The organism is Nocardioides sp. SYSU D00038 (genome assembly GCF_016924665.1).
In the GTDB taxonomy this organism is placed as follows: Bacteria; Actinomycetota; Actinomycetes; order Propionibacteriales; family Nocardioidaceae; genus Nocardioides.
Genome location: NZ_JAFFJT010000024.1, coordinates 22,682 through 37,281, shown reverse-complemented (window position 1 = coordinate 37,281; position 14,600 = coordinate 22,682). Strand labels below are relative to the sequence as shown.

Sequence of the window (14,600 nt, the reverse complement as noted above, 5' to 3'; positions counted from 1 at the left end):
CCGCGGCTCGGGGTACCTTGCTCGGCATGGCCCCCGGCATCCCTCTGGTCCCCCAGCCGGACCAGGTCGTCTCGGCCGCGAGCAACGTCGCGCACAAGCTGCTCTACGGCGGCCTGGCCGACCTGCGCCGGATGCCGCGCACGCTGATCGACGACGGGCCGCTGCGCGAGGTCTACCACTACCGGCCGGCCACGGTCGTCGAGCGCGGCGACCCGGTGCTGCTGGTGACGCCGCTGGCCGCCCCGGCGACCTGCTACGACCTGCGCCGCGGCTGCTCGCTGGTCGAGCACCTGGTGGCCGAGGGCCGCCCCACCTACCTGGTGGAGTACGGCGAGGTGTCGTTCCGCGACCGCAACCTCGGCATGGAGCACTGGATCGACGAGGTGGTGCCCACCGCCGTCCGCGAGGTCTCCGCGCACGCCGGCGGCCGGCCCGTGCACGTGGTGGGCTGGAGCCTCGGCGGCATCTTCACCCTGCTCGCCGCCGCCGACCAGCCCGACCTGCCGATCGCCTCGCTGACCGCGGTGGGCTCGCCGTTCGACGTCGCACAGGTGCCGCTGGTCGCGCCGTTCCGGCCACTGCTCAACCTCGGCACCGGTCGGGGCCCGATCACCCAGGCCTACCAGCTCATGGGCGGCGCCCCGAAGCCGTTGGTGCGCTGGGCGTTCCAGCTCTCGTCGTTCCAGAAGCTGGTGACCAAGCCGATCGCGCTGGCCACCCACCTCGACGACACCGACTTCCTCGCCCAGGTCGAGGCGGTCGACGACTTCACCGCCCACATGCACGCCTACCCCGGCCGCACCTTCGGCCAGCTCTACCACCGCTTCGTCAAGGGCAACGCGCTCGTCACCGGCTCGATGGAGCTCGACGGCCGGACCATCTCGGTGGCCGACATCCAAGCCCCGGTGCTGGTCTTCGCGGGCGCCACCGACGGCATCGCGCCGGTGCCGGCGGTCAAGGCGCTGGTGCCGCTGCTGTCGGGATCGCGCGAGGTGCGCTTCGAGATCGTGCCCGGCGGACACCTCGGGATGCTCACCGGGCGGGCCGCGCGCACCTCGACCTGGCGGGTGCTCGACGAGTGGATCTCGCAGTGGTCGACGCCGGTCGAGGAGGCCCCGGCGAGGAGGGCGCCCGCCAAGAAGGCCGCGGTGAGGAAGGCTGCGGCCAAGAAGACCGCTGCCAAGAAGTCCGCGACCAAGAACGCAGCGCCGAGGAAGACCGCCACCAAGAAGACCGCTGCCAAGAAGACCGCTGCCAAGAAGACCGCCACCAAGAAGACCGCCACCAAGAAGACCGCTGCCAAGAAGTCCCCGGGCAGGAAGGCCACCACCAGGAAGGCCGCTGCCGAGAAGGCCACGCCGGAGGCCGGCAGCATCGGCGCCAACCCCCGCCGCCGCTACGGCTCGGGCGGCTCGCGCGGGCTGGCGCGCTGACCCGACCGTGACGGATCGGCTGGGCCGCGGCGTGCGGCTGGGGTACGGGTCGGGCTCGGTGGCGACCGGGGCGTTCGGCACCGTGCCGGGGCTGATGCTGCTGCCCTACCTGACCGACACCCTGGGGATCGCGGCACTGGCGGCCGGGTTCATCGTCTTCGCGCCCAAGGCCTGGGACGTGTTCCTCAACCCGGTGGCGGGCCGGATCAGCGACCGCACCGTCGACCCGCGCGGCCCGCGCCGGCCCTGGCTGCTGCGAGCCGGGATCGCGCTGGCGGTCTGCTTCGGGCTGCTGTTCGCCGGCCCCGACCTGGGCTCGCGGAGCGCCGACGCGGCCTGGGTGCTGGTGCTGTTCCTGGCCTGCGCGACGGCGTACGCGTTCTTCCAGGTGCCCTACGTCGCGATGCCGGCCGAGCTCACCGACTCCTACGCCGAGCGCACCCGGCTGATGACCTGGCGGGTGGCGATCCTGGCGTTCACGATCATGCTCGCCGGCGCTAGCGCACCGGCGATCCGCGACGCCGTGGGCGGGCGCGACGGCTACCGGGTGATGGGGCTGGCGATGGCGGCGGTGATCCTGGTGGGCGTGGTGGCGGCCTACGCCGGCACCCGGTCCGCGCCGGTGCGCGCGGTCGAGCCCGGGCCGGGGTCGCTGCGCGACCAGCTGCGGGTCGTGGCTGGGGCTCGCGACTTCCGGCTGCTGCTCACGACCTTCGTGATCCAGGCGCTGGCGACCGGCAGCATGCTGGCCGGCGTCGACTACGTCGCCGGCGACGTCCTCGACCGCGACGGCGCGGCCACCATCCTGTTCGTCTGCTTCGTCGGCCCGGCGCTGCTGCTCACCCCGGCCTGGTCGGCGCTGGGCGCCCGGATCGGCAAGAAGCGCGGCTACCTGGCCAGCTCGCTGGTGCTCGCGGCCGGCGCGCTGCTCGCCGTGCTCGCCCGGACCGAGCAGGCCGCGCCCGTCTACGCAGCCACGGCGCTCGTGGGCGTCGGCTACGCCGGCTGCCAGGTCTTCCCGCTCGCGATGCTCCCCGACGCCGCCGCGGTCGACGCCCGCCGCACCGGCAGCAACCGGGTGGGCGTCTACACCGGCGTGTGGACCGCGGGCGAGACGCTCGGCCTCGCGCTCGGGCCGGGCGTCTTCGCGCTGTGGCTGGCGATCGGCGGCTACGTCTCCAGCACCGACGGCGACGTGACCCAGCCCGGCTCGGCGGTCACCGCGATCACGCTCGGGTTCTCCGTCGTGCCCGCGGTGCTCACCCTGGCCAGCCTGTGGTGGCTGGCCCGCTACTCCCTGACCCGCGAGGAGGTCGACGCATGAGCCCCGCACCCGACGTGCTGGCCCGGCTGCGCGAGCGGCAGGCCGCCGACCTGCCGGTGCACGGCGGCCGCACGCTGGCCTACGTCTACGACTCCGGCCTCGCCGAGGTCGACCGGGTCGGGCGCGAGGCGGTGGCGGCCTACGCCGGCAGCAACGGCCTCGACCCGACGGCGTTCCCGAGCCTGCTGACGATGGAGAACGAGCTGGTGGGCTTCGCACTGCGCCTGCTCGACGGGCCCGACGGCGCGGTGGGCACGGTGACCTCGGGCGGCACCGAGTCGGTGCTGCTGGCCGTGCAGGCCGCCCGCGATGCCCGCCCCGACGTGGCGCGGCCCCGGATGGTGCTGCCCTCGACCGCGCACGCGGCGTTCCACAAGGCCGCGCACTACTTCGGGGTCGAGCCGGTGCTGGTGCCGGTCGGGCCCGACTTCCGCGCCGACGTCGCCGCGACCGAGGCCGCGCTCGACGACTCGACGGTGCTGGTGGTGGCGAGCGCGCCGTCGTACGCCCACGGGGTGGTCGACCCGGTCACCGAGCTCGCCGCGCTGGCGGCCGCGCGCGGGGTGCGCTGCCACGTCGACGCGTGCATCGGCGGCTGGGTGCTGCCGTGGGCGGCGCGGCTGGGGAGGGCGGTGCCGCCGTGGACGTTCGCGGTCGAGGGCGTCACGTCGGTCTCGGTCGACCTGCACAAGTACGGCTACGCCCCCAAGGGCACCTCGCTGCTGCTGCACCGCACGGCCGAGCTGCGCCGACCGCAGTTCTTCGCCTCGGCGGCGTGGCCGGGCTACACGATGCTCAACTCCACGATGCAGTCGACGAAGTCGGGCGGGCCGCTCGCGGGTGCGTGGGCGGTGCTGCAGGCGCTCGGCGACGCCGGCTACGAGCGGCTGACCGCCGACGTGCTCAGCGCCGTCGACGCGATCGTCGCGGGCGTGGCGACGGTGCCGGAGCTGCGGGTGGTCGCGCCGCCGGACTCCACGCTCGTCGCGCTGGCCACCGACGCGAGGTGCGACGCGTTCACGGTGTGCGACGAGATGGCCGCGCGCGGCTGGTACGTGCAGCCGCAGATGTCGCACGCCGGCGAGCCGCCCACCATTCACCTGTCGGTCTCGGCCGCCACTCTGCCGCACGTCGACGAGCTGCTCTCCGCGCTGCGCGCCTCGGTGGCCGCCGCCGTCGCCGCCGGCCCGGTCGCCGTCGACCCCGGCGTCGTCGACTTCATCCGGGCCCTCGACCCTGCAACGCTCAGCGACGCGGACTTCGACGGGCTGCTGGCGGCGTCGGGCCTGGTGGGCGAGGCGTCGGAGGGGCTGGCCCTGCCCGAGCGGATGGCGGAGGTCAACGCACTGCTCGACCTGGCCTCGCCGCCGATGCGCGAGGCCCTGCTGGTGGCGTTCCTCGACCGGCTGTCGCGGCCCGCCTAGCCCGGACTTGTCGGGCGCTTCTCGGTGTTGTCGGGCATTGCATTGCCCGACAACATGGGGGATCCCCGGTCGACCGGGGATTCCGATCCCGCCTCAGGCCGGCCCACCCAGCTCCAGCCCCGCCAGCTCCAGCACGGCATCGAGGTCGTAGGAGCCGGCGTCGCTGCCGAGCCCCTGGGCGACGTGGGCCGCGGTGGCGCAGCCGAGCCGGGCGGCGTCGCCGGGCGGGAGGTCGAGGTTCAGCCCGCGGATGTAGCCGGAGCTGAACGCGTCGCCGCAGCCGGTGGTGTCGACGACCTCGACCGGGTGGGCCGGCACCCGGTCGACCCCGGACGCCGTGACGACGAGGGCGCCCTCCCCGCCGGCGGTCACCGCCACGCAGCCGACGCCCCGGTCGACCAGCGCGCGTGCGCCGTCGGCGAGGGAGGCCGCGCCGGTGAAGCCCAGCACCTGCTCGTCGTTGGGCAGCAGGTGGTCGGTGTGGGGCAGCGCGTCGGCGATCCACTCCAGCAGCCCGGGGTCGCCGGGGGCCAGCACGTCGAGCGAGGTGGTGGCACCCGCCTCGCGGGCGCGGGCGAGCAGCCGCCCGGCGGCCTCGCCGCCGAGGAACTCGGGGCCGCCCAGGTGCACGTGGTCGACGCCGTCGAGGGCGTCGTCCGGCAGGTCGTCGAGCGTGAACGCGCCGTTGGCCCCGATGCAGTGCCAGGCCGGCCGGTCGCCGTTGTCGCGCACCGGGATCACCGACGCGGAGGTCTGGTGGCCCTCGCGCACGACCAGGCCGGCGGTGTCGACGCCCTCGGCCTCGAGCAGCGCCCGCAGCGTCGTGCCGGCCGGGTCGGCCCCGACTGCGCCGTACGACGACACCAGGGCGCCCAGCCGGGCCAGCACCACCGCGGTGCCGCCGGCGGTGCCGGCCGGCGACATCCGGATCGCCTCGACCAGCTGCCCCTCCGAGCCGGGCGGGATCGACCGGATGCCGATGACGTGGGTGTCGAGCACGTGCACGCCGATGCAGGCGACCTTCACTGGTCCTCCTCGGGGTGGTGGGGTCGGGGTTCCGCCGGCTGCGGGGTGCCGTAGCTGCGCGCGATCGCGGCCGCCACGACGGCCTCCTGCTCGGCGCCGGTGAGCGCCCGGGGGGCGCCGAGCGCAGCGGCTCGGTGGTGCAGCGCGGCCAGCCACTCCAGCAGCACCGCGTGCTCGACCGCCTGGTCCAGCGTCGCGCCGACCGCCACCGAGCCGTGGTTGGCCATCAGCGCCGCCTGCCGGCCGCGCAGCGCGGTGCGCACGTGGGCGGCCAGCTCGGGCGAGCCGAACGTCGCGTACGGCGCCACCGCGACCGGTCCACCCAGCAGCAGCTGCTGGTAGTGCAGCACCGGCAGCTCGTCGAGCACGCAGGCCACTGCGGTCGACCACGGCGCATGGGTGTGCACGACTGCGACGGACGCGCCGTCGGCGTGGATGCCGAGGTGGAGGTCGATCTCGGAGGTGGGCCGCAGCTCGCCCTCGACCAGGGACCCGTCGAGCGCGACGACCGTGACGTCCTCGGGCCGGCAGGTAGCCAGCACCACGCCGCTGGCGGTCACCGCGACCAGGTCGCCGTCGCGGGCGGAGACGTTGCCGGCGGTGCCGACGACCAGGCCCTCGTCGGCGAGCCGACGCGCGGCGGCGGCGACGTCGTCGCGCAGGCTCACGCGGCGTACCGCTCGAGGTAGGCGGTCATCATCGCGATGCCCTCCTCCAGGATCAGCGGGTCGCCGTCGTCGTCGCGCTCGAAGGCGAGCTGGAAGAGGCGGTCGGTGACCTCGACGGCGAGCAGGGCGACCGGAGCCGTCAGCCCGGGTCCGGCCAGCCCGGTGTCGCGAGCGTAGGCCAGCAGGGTCTCGGCGATCCGCCGGTTGTGCTCGCGGCCGAACTCGTGGACGGCGACGTTCGTGCGCCCGCGCAGGTAGATCTGCACGAACGCCCGGCGCCGGTGGTAGACGGTGACGAAAGCCAGCACCGCGGTGCGCACCACCTCGGGCACGCCGGGCGCGGTGAGCCCGGCGAGGTCGTCGGCGAGCTGGCGGTCCATCTCCTCCATGTCGCGCGCCGCTAGGGCGAGGAGCACGGCCTCCTTGTCGGCGAAGTACTGGTAGAGCGAGGCCACCGGCACCTCCGCGGCCCGGGCGATCTCGCGGGTCGTCAGGGCCTCGACCCCGTGGCCGACGACCAGTCGCTCGGCGGCGTCGAGGATCTGCTCGACCCGGCGCCGGTTCCGCTCCTGGCTGGGCACCCGCCGCGACGACGGTTCGGCCCGTGCGGTCGACATGGGCTGGAGTGTAGGGTACGGACCCGAACCTGACACATGTTCAGGTTCTGGCCGTCGTCAGGAGCCGCCATGACCTCGTCCCCGGACCCGTTCCAGCCTCGCCCGGACTCCGCGCTCACCCGGCGCGGCGCGCTGGAGGCCGGCCTCCTCGGGATCGGCGGCGCCGCCGCCCTCGGCACCGGCGCCCTCTCCGGCGACGCGGTCGCCGCACCGGGCGGTCGCCAGGGCGGCCTGCCCCGCAAGGTCGACGTCGTCGTGGTCGGTGCCGGAATCGCCGGCCTGGTCGCCGCCCGCCAGGTGGCCCGTCGCGGCCACTCGGTGCTGGTGCTGGAGGCGCGCAAGCGGGTCGGCGGCCGGGTGCTCAACCACAAGCTGGCCGGCGGCGACGTGATCGAGTCGGGCGGCGCGTTCATCGGCCCCACCCAGGACCACATCGCCGCCCTGGCCCGCGAGCTCGGGGTGCCGACGTTCCTCGAGCACAACACCGGCAAGAACGTCTACGTCTCCTCCACGACCGGCCGCACGCTCTACACCGGCACCGTGCCGCCCGACCCCACGATCCTGCTCGACGCCGCCCTGCTGCTGGGCAAGATCGACGGCATGGCCGCCGAGATCGCGGTCGACGCACCGTGGACCCACCCGCGCGCCGCGCAGTGGGACGCGATGACCCTCGGCGAGTGGATCCGCCGCAACGCGCTCAACGCGCGCGGCCTCGAGAACCTCATCCGGTCCTGGACCCAGCCCACCTTCGGTGCCGACCCCGACGAGCTCTCGCTGCTCTTCGCACTCTGGTACGTCGCCTGCTCGGGCAACGAGCGCACGGTCGGCACCTTCGCCCGCAACTCCGACACCGCCAACGGCGCGCAGGAGCGCCGGTTCGTGGGCGGCTCCCAGCTGATCCCGCGGCGGCTGGCCCGCCAGCTCGGCGACATCGTGGCCCTGGCCGCGCCGGTGACCAAGATCGTGCAGAAGGACCACCGCGCGGTCGTGCACACCAAGCGGGGCACCGTGATCGCCAAGCGGGTCATCGTGGCCGCGCCGCCGCCCACCGTGCTCGACATCCGGTTCTTCCCGCGGCTGCCCGCGCGGCGCACCCAGCTGCTGCGCCACCTCGACATGGGCCAGCTGATGAAGTGCGACGCCGTCTACCCCACGCCGTTCTGGCGCGAGGCCGGGCTCACCGGGTTCGGCGTCAACGACGCCGGTGCGGCCCGCGTGGTCTTCGACAACTCGCCGCCCGACGGTCGGCCCGGCGTGCTGCTGGCCTTCGTCGGCGGGTCGACCTGGCGCCGCTACGGCCTGCTCACCAAGGCCCAGCGCCGCCAGCACGTGCTCGAGGGGTTCGCCCAGCTGTTCGGCGAGCGCGCGCTGCGCCCGACCGACTACGTCGAGCACGACTGGACCAAGGAGCGCTGGACCGGCGGTGGCCCCACGGCCATCCACGCCCCCGGCAGCCTCGTGGAGTTCGGCTCGGCGATCCGGCGCCCGCACGGCCGGGTGCACTGGGCCGGCACCGAGACCTCGACCTACTGGTCGGGCTACATGGACGGCGCCGTGCGCTCCGGCAAGCGCGCCGCCGTGGAGGTGCTCGACCACCTGGAGCGGCGCCGGTGAGCCGGTCGACGACGACCGTCCGGCTGCTGACGCTGGCGTTCGTCCTCCTGCTCGGCGTCCTGGCGCCGACCAGCCCGGCCCCTGCCGCCACAGAAGCCGCCACCGAAGTCGCCTTCGGGCCGGCCCGCTGGGAGACCTCGGTCTTCGCCCGGGTGCCGGCGCCCGGCTACCCGGCGTACACGTTCGTCCACCGCAACGGCCGGGTCTACGCCGGCAGCTACGTCAACCCTCGGGCCCAGGGCCAGCGCTCGCGGGTGTTCGAGTGGGACGCCGACGGCACCCTGCTGCGCTCCTGGACCGTGCCGGGCCAGGTGCTCGGCCAGCACGGCGTGCAGGTCGCGAACCAGACCCGCGACGGCCGGCTGGTGCTGCTCGAGACCTCCACCGCGACCGTGCGCACCCTCGACCTGCGCACCGGCGCCTTCCGCACCGTGGCGAGGTTCCCGAAGGGCGTGGTGCCCAACTACGCCACCTGGGGCCCGCGCGGCTGGCTCTACGTCACCGACTACGCCCACGGCGACCTGTGGCGGGTGCCGCCGGGCCGCGCGCCGCGCAAGTGGTTCAGCTCACGCCACCTCCAGGGCATCAAGTTCGGCACCACCGGCATCGACTTCCGGCCCGCCACCCGCGAGTTCCTGATCACCCAGCAGACCACGCTGGGCGGGTCGACGCTGCCCACCAACGGCGCGCTGTTCGCGCTGCCCCTCCGACCCGACGGCCGGCCCGGCACGCTGCGCACGTTGTGGCGCTCACGCCCCGCCGAGCTGCCCGACGGCTTCGGGATCGGTCGCTCGGGCCGGATCTACGTCTCGCTGGCCGGCCCGGCCGCCCAGCTCGTCGAGCTGACGCCGCAGGGCAAGGAGGTCGGGCGCTTCCCGAAGGTCCCGCTGCTGGGCGACAACGGCTCACCGATCCCCTTCGACACCCCGTGCAGCGCGACCTTCCTCGGCACCACGGTGCTGGTGGCCAACCAGTCGGCGATCGCGGGCAAGGCCGCCCACCAGGCGATCCTGGCCGTCGAGGTCGGCGAGACCGGCCGGCGGCCCTGGCTGCCGAAGCGGGCCCGGTTCCCGCGCTGACCGACTTGTCCCTGGCCCGCTAGCCTCGGCGCCATGTCAGCGCTGGCCGGGCTCGTGGCGAAGGGCCTGATGGCCCCCGACTGGGCCGAGGCGCTCGCGCCGGTGGACGACCGGGTCGCGGCCATGGGGCGATTCCTGCGCGACGAGCTCGCCGCCGGGCGTGCGTACCTGCCGGCCGGGGCACACGTGTTCCGCGCGTTCCAGCGTCCCCTGGCCGAGGTGCGGGTGCTGGTCGTCGGCCAGGACCCCTACCCGACGCCCGGCCACCCGATCGGGCTGAGCTTCGCCGTCGACGCCCGGGTGCGGCCGGTGCCGCGCAGCCTGGCCAACATCTACGCCGAGCTCGGCAGCGACGTCGGCTGCCCGCCCGTGCCGCACGGCGACCTCACCGCCTGGGCCGACCAGGGCGTGATGCTCCTCAACCGGGTGCTGACGGTGCGGCCGGGTGAGTCGGCGTCGCACCGCGGCCGCGGCTGGGAGGAGGTCACCGAGCGCGCGATCCACGCCCTGGTCGCGCGCGGGGGCCCGCTCGCGGCGATCCTGTGGGGCCGCGACGCGCAGTCGCTCAAGCCGTGGCTCGGGCCGGTGCCGTACGTCGAGTCGGCCCACCCCTCGCCACTGTCGGCCTCGCGCGGGTTCTTCGGGTCGCGCCCGTTCTCGCGGGTCAACCGGCTGCTCGAGGAGCAGGGCGCGACGCCCGTGGACTGGACGCTCCCACCGTCGGCACCCGCAGGTGTGGAACAAAGTTGAAGATTGAACCATGATGGGTGGCATGACCACCCGGATGCCCGCCCTCTACCTCGGCCACGGCGCGCCGCCCCTCCTCGACGACCCGGTGTGGTCGGGCCAGCTGGCGGCGTGGGCCGGTGACCTGCCGCGTCCGCAGGCGATCCTGATCGTCAGCGCCCACTGGGAGTCGGCGCCGGTGATGCTCAGCGCCGACCGGGCGCCGCTGGTCTACGACTTCGGCGGCTTCGACCCGAAGTACTACCGGATGACCTACGAGACCCCGAGCGCGGCCGCGCTCGCGCGCCGGGTCGCGGCGATGATGCCCGCAGGCGAGCCGGTGCACCAGCACACCAGCCGCGGCCTCGACCACGGCGCCTGGGTGCCGCTCACGATCATGTACCCCGAGGCCGACGTGCCGGTGCTGCAGATGTCGCTGCCGACCCACGACCCGGTGCGGCTGATGGAGCTCGGCCACCGGCTGCAGCCGCTGCGCGACGAGGGGGTGCTGATCGTCGGCTCCGGTTTCCTCACCCACGGGCTGCCCTACCTCACCGACTGGAGCATCGACGCCGCGGCGCCCGGCTGGTCATCCGACTTCGACGCCTGGGCGGGCGAGGCGCTGGCCCGCGGCGACGTCGACGCGCTCGCGGCGTACCGCGACCGGGCGCCGGGCATGCCCTACGCCCACCCCACCGTGGAGCACTACACGCCGTTATTCGTCACCCTCGGCGCGGCGACCACGCCCGACGAGCCCGGCACCCAGGTGATCGACGGCTTCTGGATGGGGCTGTCGAAGCGCTCGCTCCAGGTCGCCTGACGCCCCTGCGGTCCTCAGACCCAGTAGGTGTCGTGGCGGACCATGAACTCCGCGCGCTGCTCCTCGGTCATCTCCTCGCCCCGGGCCAGGGTCTCGAAGTAGTCCTCGCGCGGTCCGCCCGGCGCGAACATCAGCAGCATCGAGGCGCCGCCCCCGCCGCGGAACCCGTGCCGGCCGCCCTCGGGGACGTAGAGGAAGTCGCCCGGCCGCGCGGTGACCCAGCCGGCGCCGTCGTAGAGCCGGACCTCGCCGGACAGGACGTAGAACTGCTCGGAGATCGAGCGGTGGAAGTGCGGGGCGGGGCCGGTCTCCTCGTCGCCGAAGGTCCAGCGGTAGAGGCCGAAGCGGCCCTCGGTGCGGTCACCGGTCGCGAGGTACTCGCAGGTGCCGCCGGAGCGGTAGGTGACGTCGGCCGGCTCCCCGGAGGAGCGCAGCCACGCGCTCACCTCCCCCGTCTCGCCGTGGTAGGTGTCGGGCGGGTACGGCCGGTGCAGCAGCGACATGCGCCCACCCTGCCACCTACCGGCGCCGCCGGTCAGGAGCTGCCGGTCAGCGGATCCGGGTGCGCCGCATCATCCGCAGCCCGCCGAGCATCCCCTTGACGTAGGCGTCGTAGTCCTGGCCCGGGCGGGCGCCCATCACCTGTTTCTTGAGCACTGCGAGGTTCTGCACGTCGGTGTACTTGAGCAGCCCCTGGTCGCCGTGGCGGGCCCCGACGCCGGACTGCTTGACCCCACCGGACGGCGTGCCCTTGGAGGCGAAGGCCGTGGCCAGGATGTCGTTGATGTTGACGTTGCCCGACTCGATCCGTCGACCCACGGCCGCGGCGGCCTCGACGTCGCCGCCCCAGACCGAGGCGTTGAGGCCGTAGTCGGTGTCGTTGGCCAGCGCCACCGCCTCGTCGACGGTGCGGTAGGGGTGCAGCGCCACCACCGGCCCGAACGTCTCGGTGACGCCGCAGAGCATCTCGGTGGTGACCCCCTCGAGGATGGTGGGCTCGAAGAACGCCGGGCCGAGGTCGGGACGGGGCCGACCGCCGGTGAGCACGGTCGCGCCCTTGGCGACGGCGTCGTCGACGTGCGCCTTGACCCGCTCCACGTGGTCGGGCGAGACCAGCGACCCGAGGTCGGGCCCGAAGTCGTACGCCGCCCGCACGTCGAGCGCCTCGGTGGCCGCCACGAACTTCGCCTTGAACTCCTCGTAGCGCGACTCGGGGAGGTACATCCGCTCGATGTGCATGCAGATCTGACCGGTGTTGCCGAACGCGCCGAAGATCGCGCCCTGCACGACGTCGTCGAGGTCGGCGTCCTCGAGCACGAGCATCGGGTTCTTGCCACCCAGCTCGAGGCAGCAGCCGATCAGGTTGCGCCCGGCCCGCTCGCCGATCACCCGGCCGGTGGCCGTCGAGCCGGTGAACATGACGTAGTTGGCGTTGTCGATCAGCGTCGGGCCGACGTCCGGGCCCTCGCCGCAGACGACCTGGAACAGTCCCTTCGGCAGCCCCGCCTCCTCGAGCATCGCGATGCCGTGCAGCGGCGAGAGTGCGGTCTTGTTGTCGGGCTTGAGCACGATCGCGTTGCCGGCCATCAGCGCCGAGATCGCGTCGGAGATGCCGGTCGCGAACGGGAAGTTCCACGGCGCGATGATCGCGACCACGCCCTTGGGCTGGCGGATCTCGGTGGAGGTGGTGAGGAACGGCACCGGCCCGCCGCGCTTGACCGGGGCCAGCAGCTTGGGTGCCCGCTTGAGGTAGTGGCTCATCACCATCACCGGGTCGCAGGTCTCCTCGATCGCCATCCGGCGGTTCTTGCCGCTCTCGACCTGGATCAGGTCGGTGGTGAGGTGAGCGTTGTCGAGGAAGATCGTGTGCGCCCGCTTGAACACCTCCAGCCGGGCCCTGAGCGGGCGCGCCGCCCACTCGACCTGCGCCGCCCGGGCCGCCGCGAAAGCCCGCTCGATGTCGGTGGGCGTCGACTGCGGCAGGTCGACCAGGACCTCGCCGGTGTAGACCTCGGTGAGCGGCCAGGGCGGGGCGGCCGAGCCCTGCACCCGGGACACGAGCCCCTGGAGGAACCGGTCGGTGATCGAGGCGGGGCGGGCCAGCCGCTGCGGGGCGATCGTCATGTCAGCCCCTCCCGAGGATCAGGTCGGCCGCGCGCTCGCCGATCATGATCGCCGGCGCGTTGGTGTTGCCGCCGGTGATCGACGGCATGATCGAGGCGTCGGCGACCCGCAGCCCCTCGACGCCGCGGACCTTGAGCTCGGGGGTGACGACCGCCAGCTCGTCGACGCCCATCCGGCAGGTGCCGACGCCGTGGTAGACCGACGTGGCCCGGTTGAGGATCGCCTGGCGCAGCTCGCTGCCTCGCAGCTGGTTGCCGGGGTGGATCTCGCCCTTGACCGCGCCCTTGAACGCCGAGCCGGCGAAGATCTCGCGGACCAGCTCGGAGCCCTCGACGAGCAGGTCGAGGTCGGCCGACTCGGCGAGGTACTGGTAGTCGATGAGCGGTGCCGCCGTGGGGTCGGCCGACGACAGCCGCAGGGTGCCGCGGCTCTTGGGGTAGATCAGCGTCGTCAGCACGGTGAGGGCCGGGCGCGGGTCGACCTCGTGGCGGATCGGCTCGTCCTGGTTGGGAGAGACGTACGACCACGGCAGCAGGTGCAGCTGGAGGTCGGGCACGTTGTTGGTGGCCTGCGAGGTCTTGAGGAACGCCAGCACCTCGAAGACCGAGTTGGCCAGGAAGGTCCGGCCCGGGCGCACCACCTCCTTCGCCACCCCCTTGGCGAAGAAGAAGGCGTTGCCGCGCATCTGCGACGAGGTCGCGTGGAAGGTCAGCGCGTGGAACATGTGGTCGTGGAGGTTGTCGCCGACCGGCAGGTCGGCCAGCACCTGGATGCCGTGGTCCTTGAGGTGCTGGGCGTGGCCGACCCCGGAGAGCATCAGCAGCTGGGCGGAGCCCACGAAGCCGGCGGACAGGATGACCTCCTTGCCCGCGCGGACGGTCCGGGTGGTGCCGTCCTTGTCGGTGACCTGCACGCCGGTGGCGCGACCGTTCTCGATGTTGACCTTGGTGACCAGCACCTGGGTCTGCACCTCGAGGCTCTGCGGCGCGAGGTGGTGGATGTAGCCGCGCGAGGCGCTGTAGCGCAGGCCGTCGGCGGCGTTCTGCTGCATCCGGCTGACGCCCTCCTGGGACGCGCCGTTGTAGTCGTCGAGGATCTCGCAGCCGGTGACGTCGGCGGTCGCCTGCAGGAACTGCAGCGAGCCCTCCTGCGGCGTCTTGTTGCGGGTGATCCGGATCGGACCGCCGGCGCCGCGGTACTCGTTGGCGCCGTCCTCGAAGTCCTCCATCTTGCGGTAGGCCCCGTTGACGCTGTCGGCGTCCCACCCGGTGTTGCCCTCGGCCGCCCAGGAGTCGTAGTTGGCGCGGTTGCCGCGGACGTAGACCATGCCGTTGACCGAGCTCGAGCCGCCGAGCACCTTGCCGCGGGGCGTGGGCATCTTGCGGTCGAGGAGGTGCTTCTGCGGCACCGAGTAGTAGCCCCAGTCGTTGAGCGCCTTGATCTTGGGCTCGGCGTGCATCGGCCCGATCATCCCGGGCTTCTTCACCAGGAACTGGTTGTCGGACTTGCCGGCCTCGAGCACGATCACGCTCGCCCCCGACTCCGCCAGCCGGCCGGCGACCGCCGCACCGGAGCTGCCCGAGCCCACGACCACGTAGTCCGCCTCGGTGCTGTACTTCTTGGCCATTCGCCGTCCTCGCTCGCTCACATACCGGTGGAATGTGTCCCCAGCCACAGATCGCCGTAACTGTAACGTGTTCTAGTTGTCCGAGCCAGTGACTGCTCCGAGCTTGCGAGGAGCGGTC

General features: G+C 73.5%; 13 protein-coding genes. 7 read left to right on the top strand and 6 right to left on the bottom strand.

The features are described 5' to 3' along the window. The first annotated feature begins 26 nt into the window (after positions 1 to 26). Genes JT721_RS13795 through JT721_RS13785 form a run of 3 tightly spaced genes read left to right on the top strand, consistent with a single transcriptional unit; the run spans position 27 to position 4,181 of the window. Entirely contained in the window at positions 27 to 1,433 is a 1,407-nt protein-coding gene (locus tag JT721_RS13795) for an alpha/beta fold hydrolase (RefSeq protein ID WP_205473782.1), read from the top strand. Between the two features lie 7 nt (positions 1,434 to 1,440). Further along, positions 1,441 to 2,757: an MFS transporter gene (locus tag JT721_RS13790; RefSeq protein WP_374220888.1), complete on the top strand. Its 1,317-nt coding sequence runs from the start codon at positions 1,441 to 1,443 to the stop codon at positions 2,755 to 2,757. Beyond that, positions 2,754 to 4,181 carry an aminotransferase class V-fold PLP-dependent enzyme gene (locus JT721_RS13785; protein ID WP_205473780.1) on the top strand — a complete coding sequence of 476 codons (1,428 nt, stop codon included), beginning with the start codon at positions 2,754 to 2,756 and terminating at the stop codon, positions 4,179 to 4,181. The genes JT721_RS13790 and JT721_RS13785 overlap by 4 nt, the downstream gene beginning before the upstream one ends. Positions 4,182 to 4,274: 93 nt before the next feature. Here JT721_RS13785 and JT721_RS13780 read toward each other — a convergent pair whose 3' ends face one another. The 3 genes from JT721_RS13780 to JT721_RS13770 are packed head-to-tail and all read right to left on the bottom strand — an operon-like array spanning position 4,275 to position 6,492. Beyond that, entirely contained in the window at positions 4,275 to 5,207 is a 933-nt protein-coding gene (locus JT721_RS13780; RefSeq protein ID WP_205473777.1) for a carbohydrate kinase family protein, read from the bottom strand. Beyond that, positions 5,204 to 5,875, bottom strand: a complete 672-nt coding sequence (locus tag JT721_RS13775) for a class II aldolase/adducin family protein (protein ID WP_205473774.1) — start codon at positions 5,873 to 5,875, stop codon at positions 5,204 to 5,206. The genes JT721_RS13780 and JT721_RS13775 overlap by 4 nt, the downstream gene beginning before the upstream one ends. After that, complete coding sequence (locus tag JT721_RS13770; protein ID WP_205473772.1) at positions 5,872 to 6,492, bottom strand: TetR/AcrR family transcriptional regulator; 621 nt, start codon at positions 6,490 to 6,492, stop codon at positions 5,872 to 5,874. Before JT721_RS13770 ends, JT721_RS13775 begins: the two co-directional genes overlap by 4 nt. Positions 6,493 to 6,561: 69 nt before the next feature. Here JT721_RS13770 and JT721_RS13765 point away from each other — a divergent pair, with 69 nt between their 5' ends. Genes JT721_RS13765 through JT721_RS13750 form a run of 4 tightly spaced genes read left to right on the top strand, consistent with a single transcriptional unit; the run spans position 6,562 to position 10,731 of the window. Beyond that, complete coding sequence (locus JT721_RS13765; protein ID WP_205473769.1) at positions 6,562 to 8,106, top strand: flavin monoamine oxidase family protein; 1,545 nt, start codon at positions 6,562 to 6,564, stop codon at positions 8,104 to 8,106. Next, positions 8,103 to 9,185 carry an SMP-30/gluconolactonase/LRE family protein gene (locus JT721_RS13760; RefSeq protein WP_205473766.1) on the top strand — a complete coding sequence of 361 codons (1,083 nt, stop codon included), beginning with the start codon at positions 8,103 to 8,105 and terminating at the stop codon, positions 9,183 to 9,185. Before JT721_RS13765 ends, JT721_RS13760 begins: the two co-directional genes overlap by 4 nt. 33 nt (positions 9,186 to 9,218) lie before the next feature. After that, a complete protein-coding gene (locus JT721_RS13755) occupies positions 9,219 to 9,935 on the top strand; it encodes a uracil-DNA glycosylase (protein ID WP_205473764.1) in 717 nt (238 codons plus the stop codon). Between the two features lie 22 nt (positions 9,936 to 9,957). Continuing rightward, positions 9,958 to 10,731, top strand: a complete 774-nt coding sequence (locus JT721_RS13750) for a dioxygenase (protein WP_205473761.1) — start codon at positions 9,958 to 9,960, stop codon at positions 10,729 to 10,731. Between the two features lie 14 nt (positions 10,732 to 10,745). Here JT721_RS13750 and JT721_RS13745 read toward each other — a convergent pair whose 3' ends face one another. Genes JT721_RS13745 through JT721_RS13735 form a run of 3 tightly spaced genes read right to left on the bottom strand, consistent with a single transcriptional unit; the run spans position 10,746 to position 14,503 of the window. Beyond that, entirely contained in the window at positions 10,746 to 11,234 is a 489-nt protein-coding gene (locus tag JT721_RS13745; protein ID WP_205473759.1) for a cupin domain-containing protein, read from the bottom strand. 46 nt (positions 11,235 to 11,280) lie between these two features. Beyond that, a complete protein-coding gene (locus JT721_RS13740) occupies positions 11,281 to 12,855 on the bottom strand; it encodes a succinic semialdehyde dehydrogenase (RefSeq protein ID WP_205473756.1) in 1,575 nt (524 codons plus the stop codon). A 1-nt stretch (position 12,856) separates the two neighbouring features. Beyond that, positions 12,857 to 14,503, bottom strand: coding sequence for a GMC family oxidoreductase N-terminal domain-containing protein (locus JT721_RS13735; RefSeq protein WP_307828053.1), 1,647 nt, complete (start codon positions 14,501 to 14,503; stop codon positions 12,857 to 12,859). Positions 14,504 to 14,600 lie beyond the last annotated feature (97 nt).

Coding starts and splice junctions, on each gene's coding strand:
- JT721_RS13770 (WP_205473772.1), bottom strand. CDS start 6,492: ATGTCGACCGCACGGGCCGAACCGTCGTCGCGGCGGGTGCCCAGCCAG.
- JT721_RS13750 (WP_205473761.1), top strand. CDS start 9,958: ATGACCACCCGGATGCCCGCCCTCTACCTCGGCCACGGCGCGCCGCCC.
- JT721_RS13795 (WP_205473782.1), top strand. CDS start 27: ATGGCCCCCGGCATCCCTCTGGTCCCCCAGCCGGACCAGGTCGTCTCG.
- JT721_RS13765 (WP_205473769.1), top strand. CDS start 6,562: ATGACCTCGTCCCCGGACCCGTTCCAGCCTCGCCCGGACTCCGCGCTC.
- JT721_RS13755 (WP_205473764.1), top strand. CDS start 9,219: ATGTCAGCGCTGGCCGGGCTCGTGGCGAAGGGCCTGATGGCCCCCGAC.
- JT721_RS13745 (WP_205473759.1), bottom strand. CDS start 11,234: ATGTCGCTGCTGCACCGGCCGTACCCGCCCGACACCTACCACGGCGAG.
- JT721_RS13740 (WP_205473756.1), bottom strand. CDS start 12,855: ATGACGATCGCCCCGCAGCGGCTGGCCCGCCCCGCCTCGATCACCGAC.
- JT721_RS13785 (WP_205473780.1), top strand. CDS start 2,754: ATGAGCCCCGCACCCGACGTGCTGGCCCGGCTGCGCGAGCGGCAGGCC.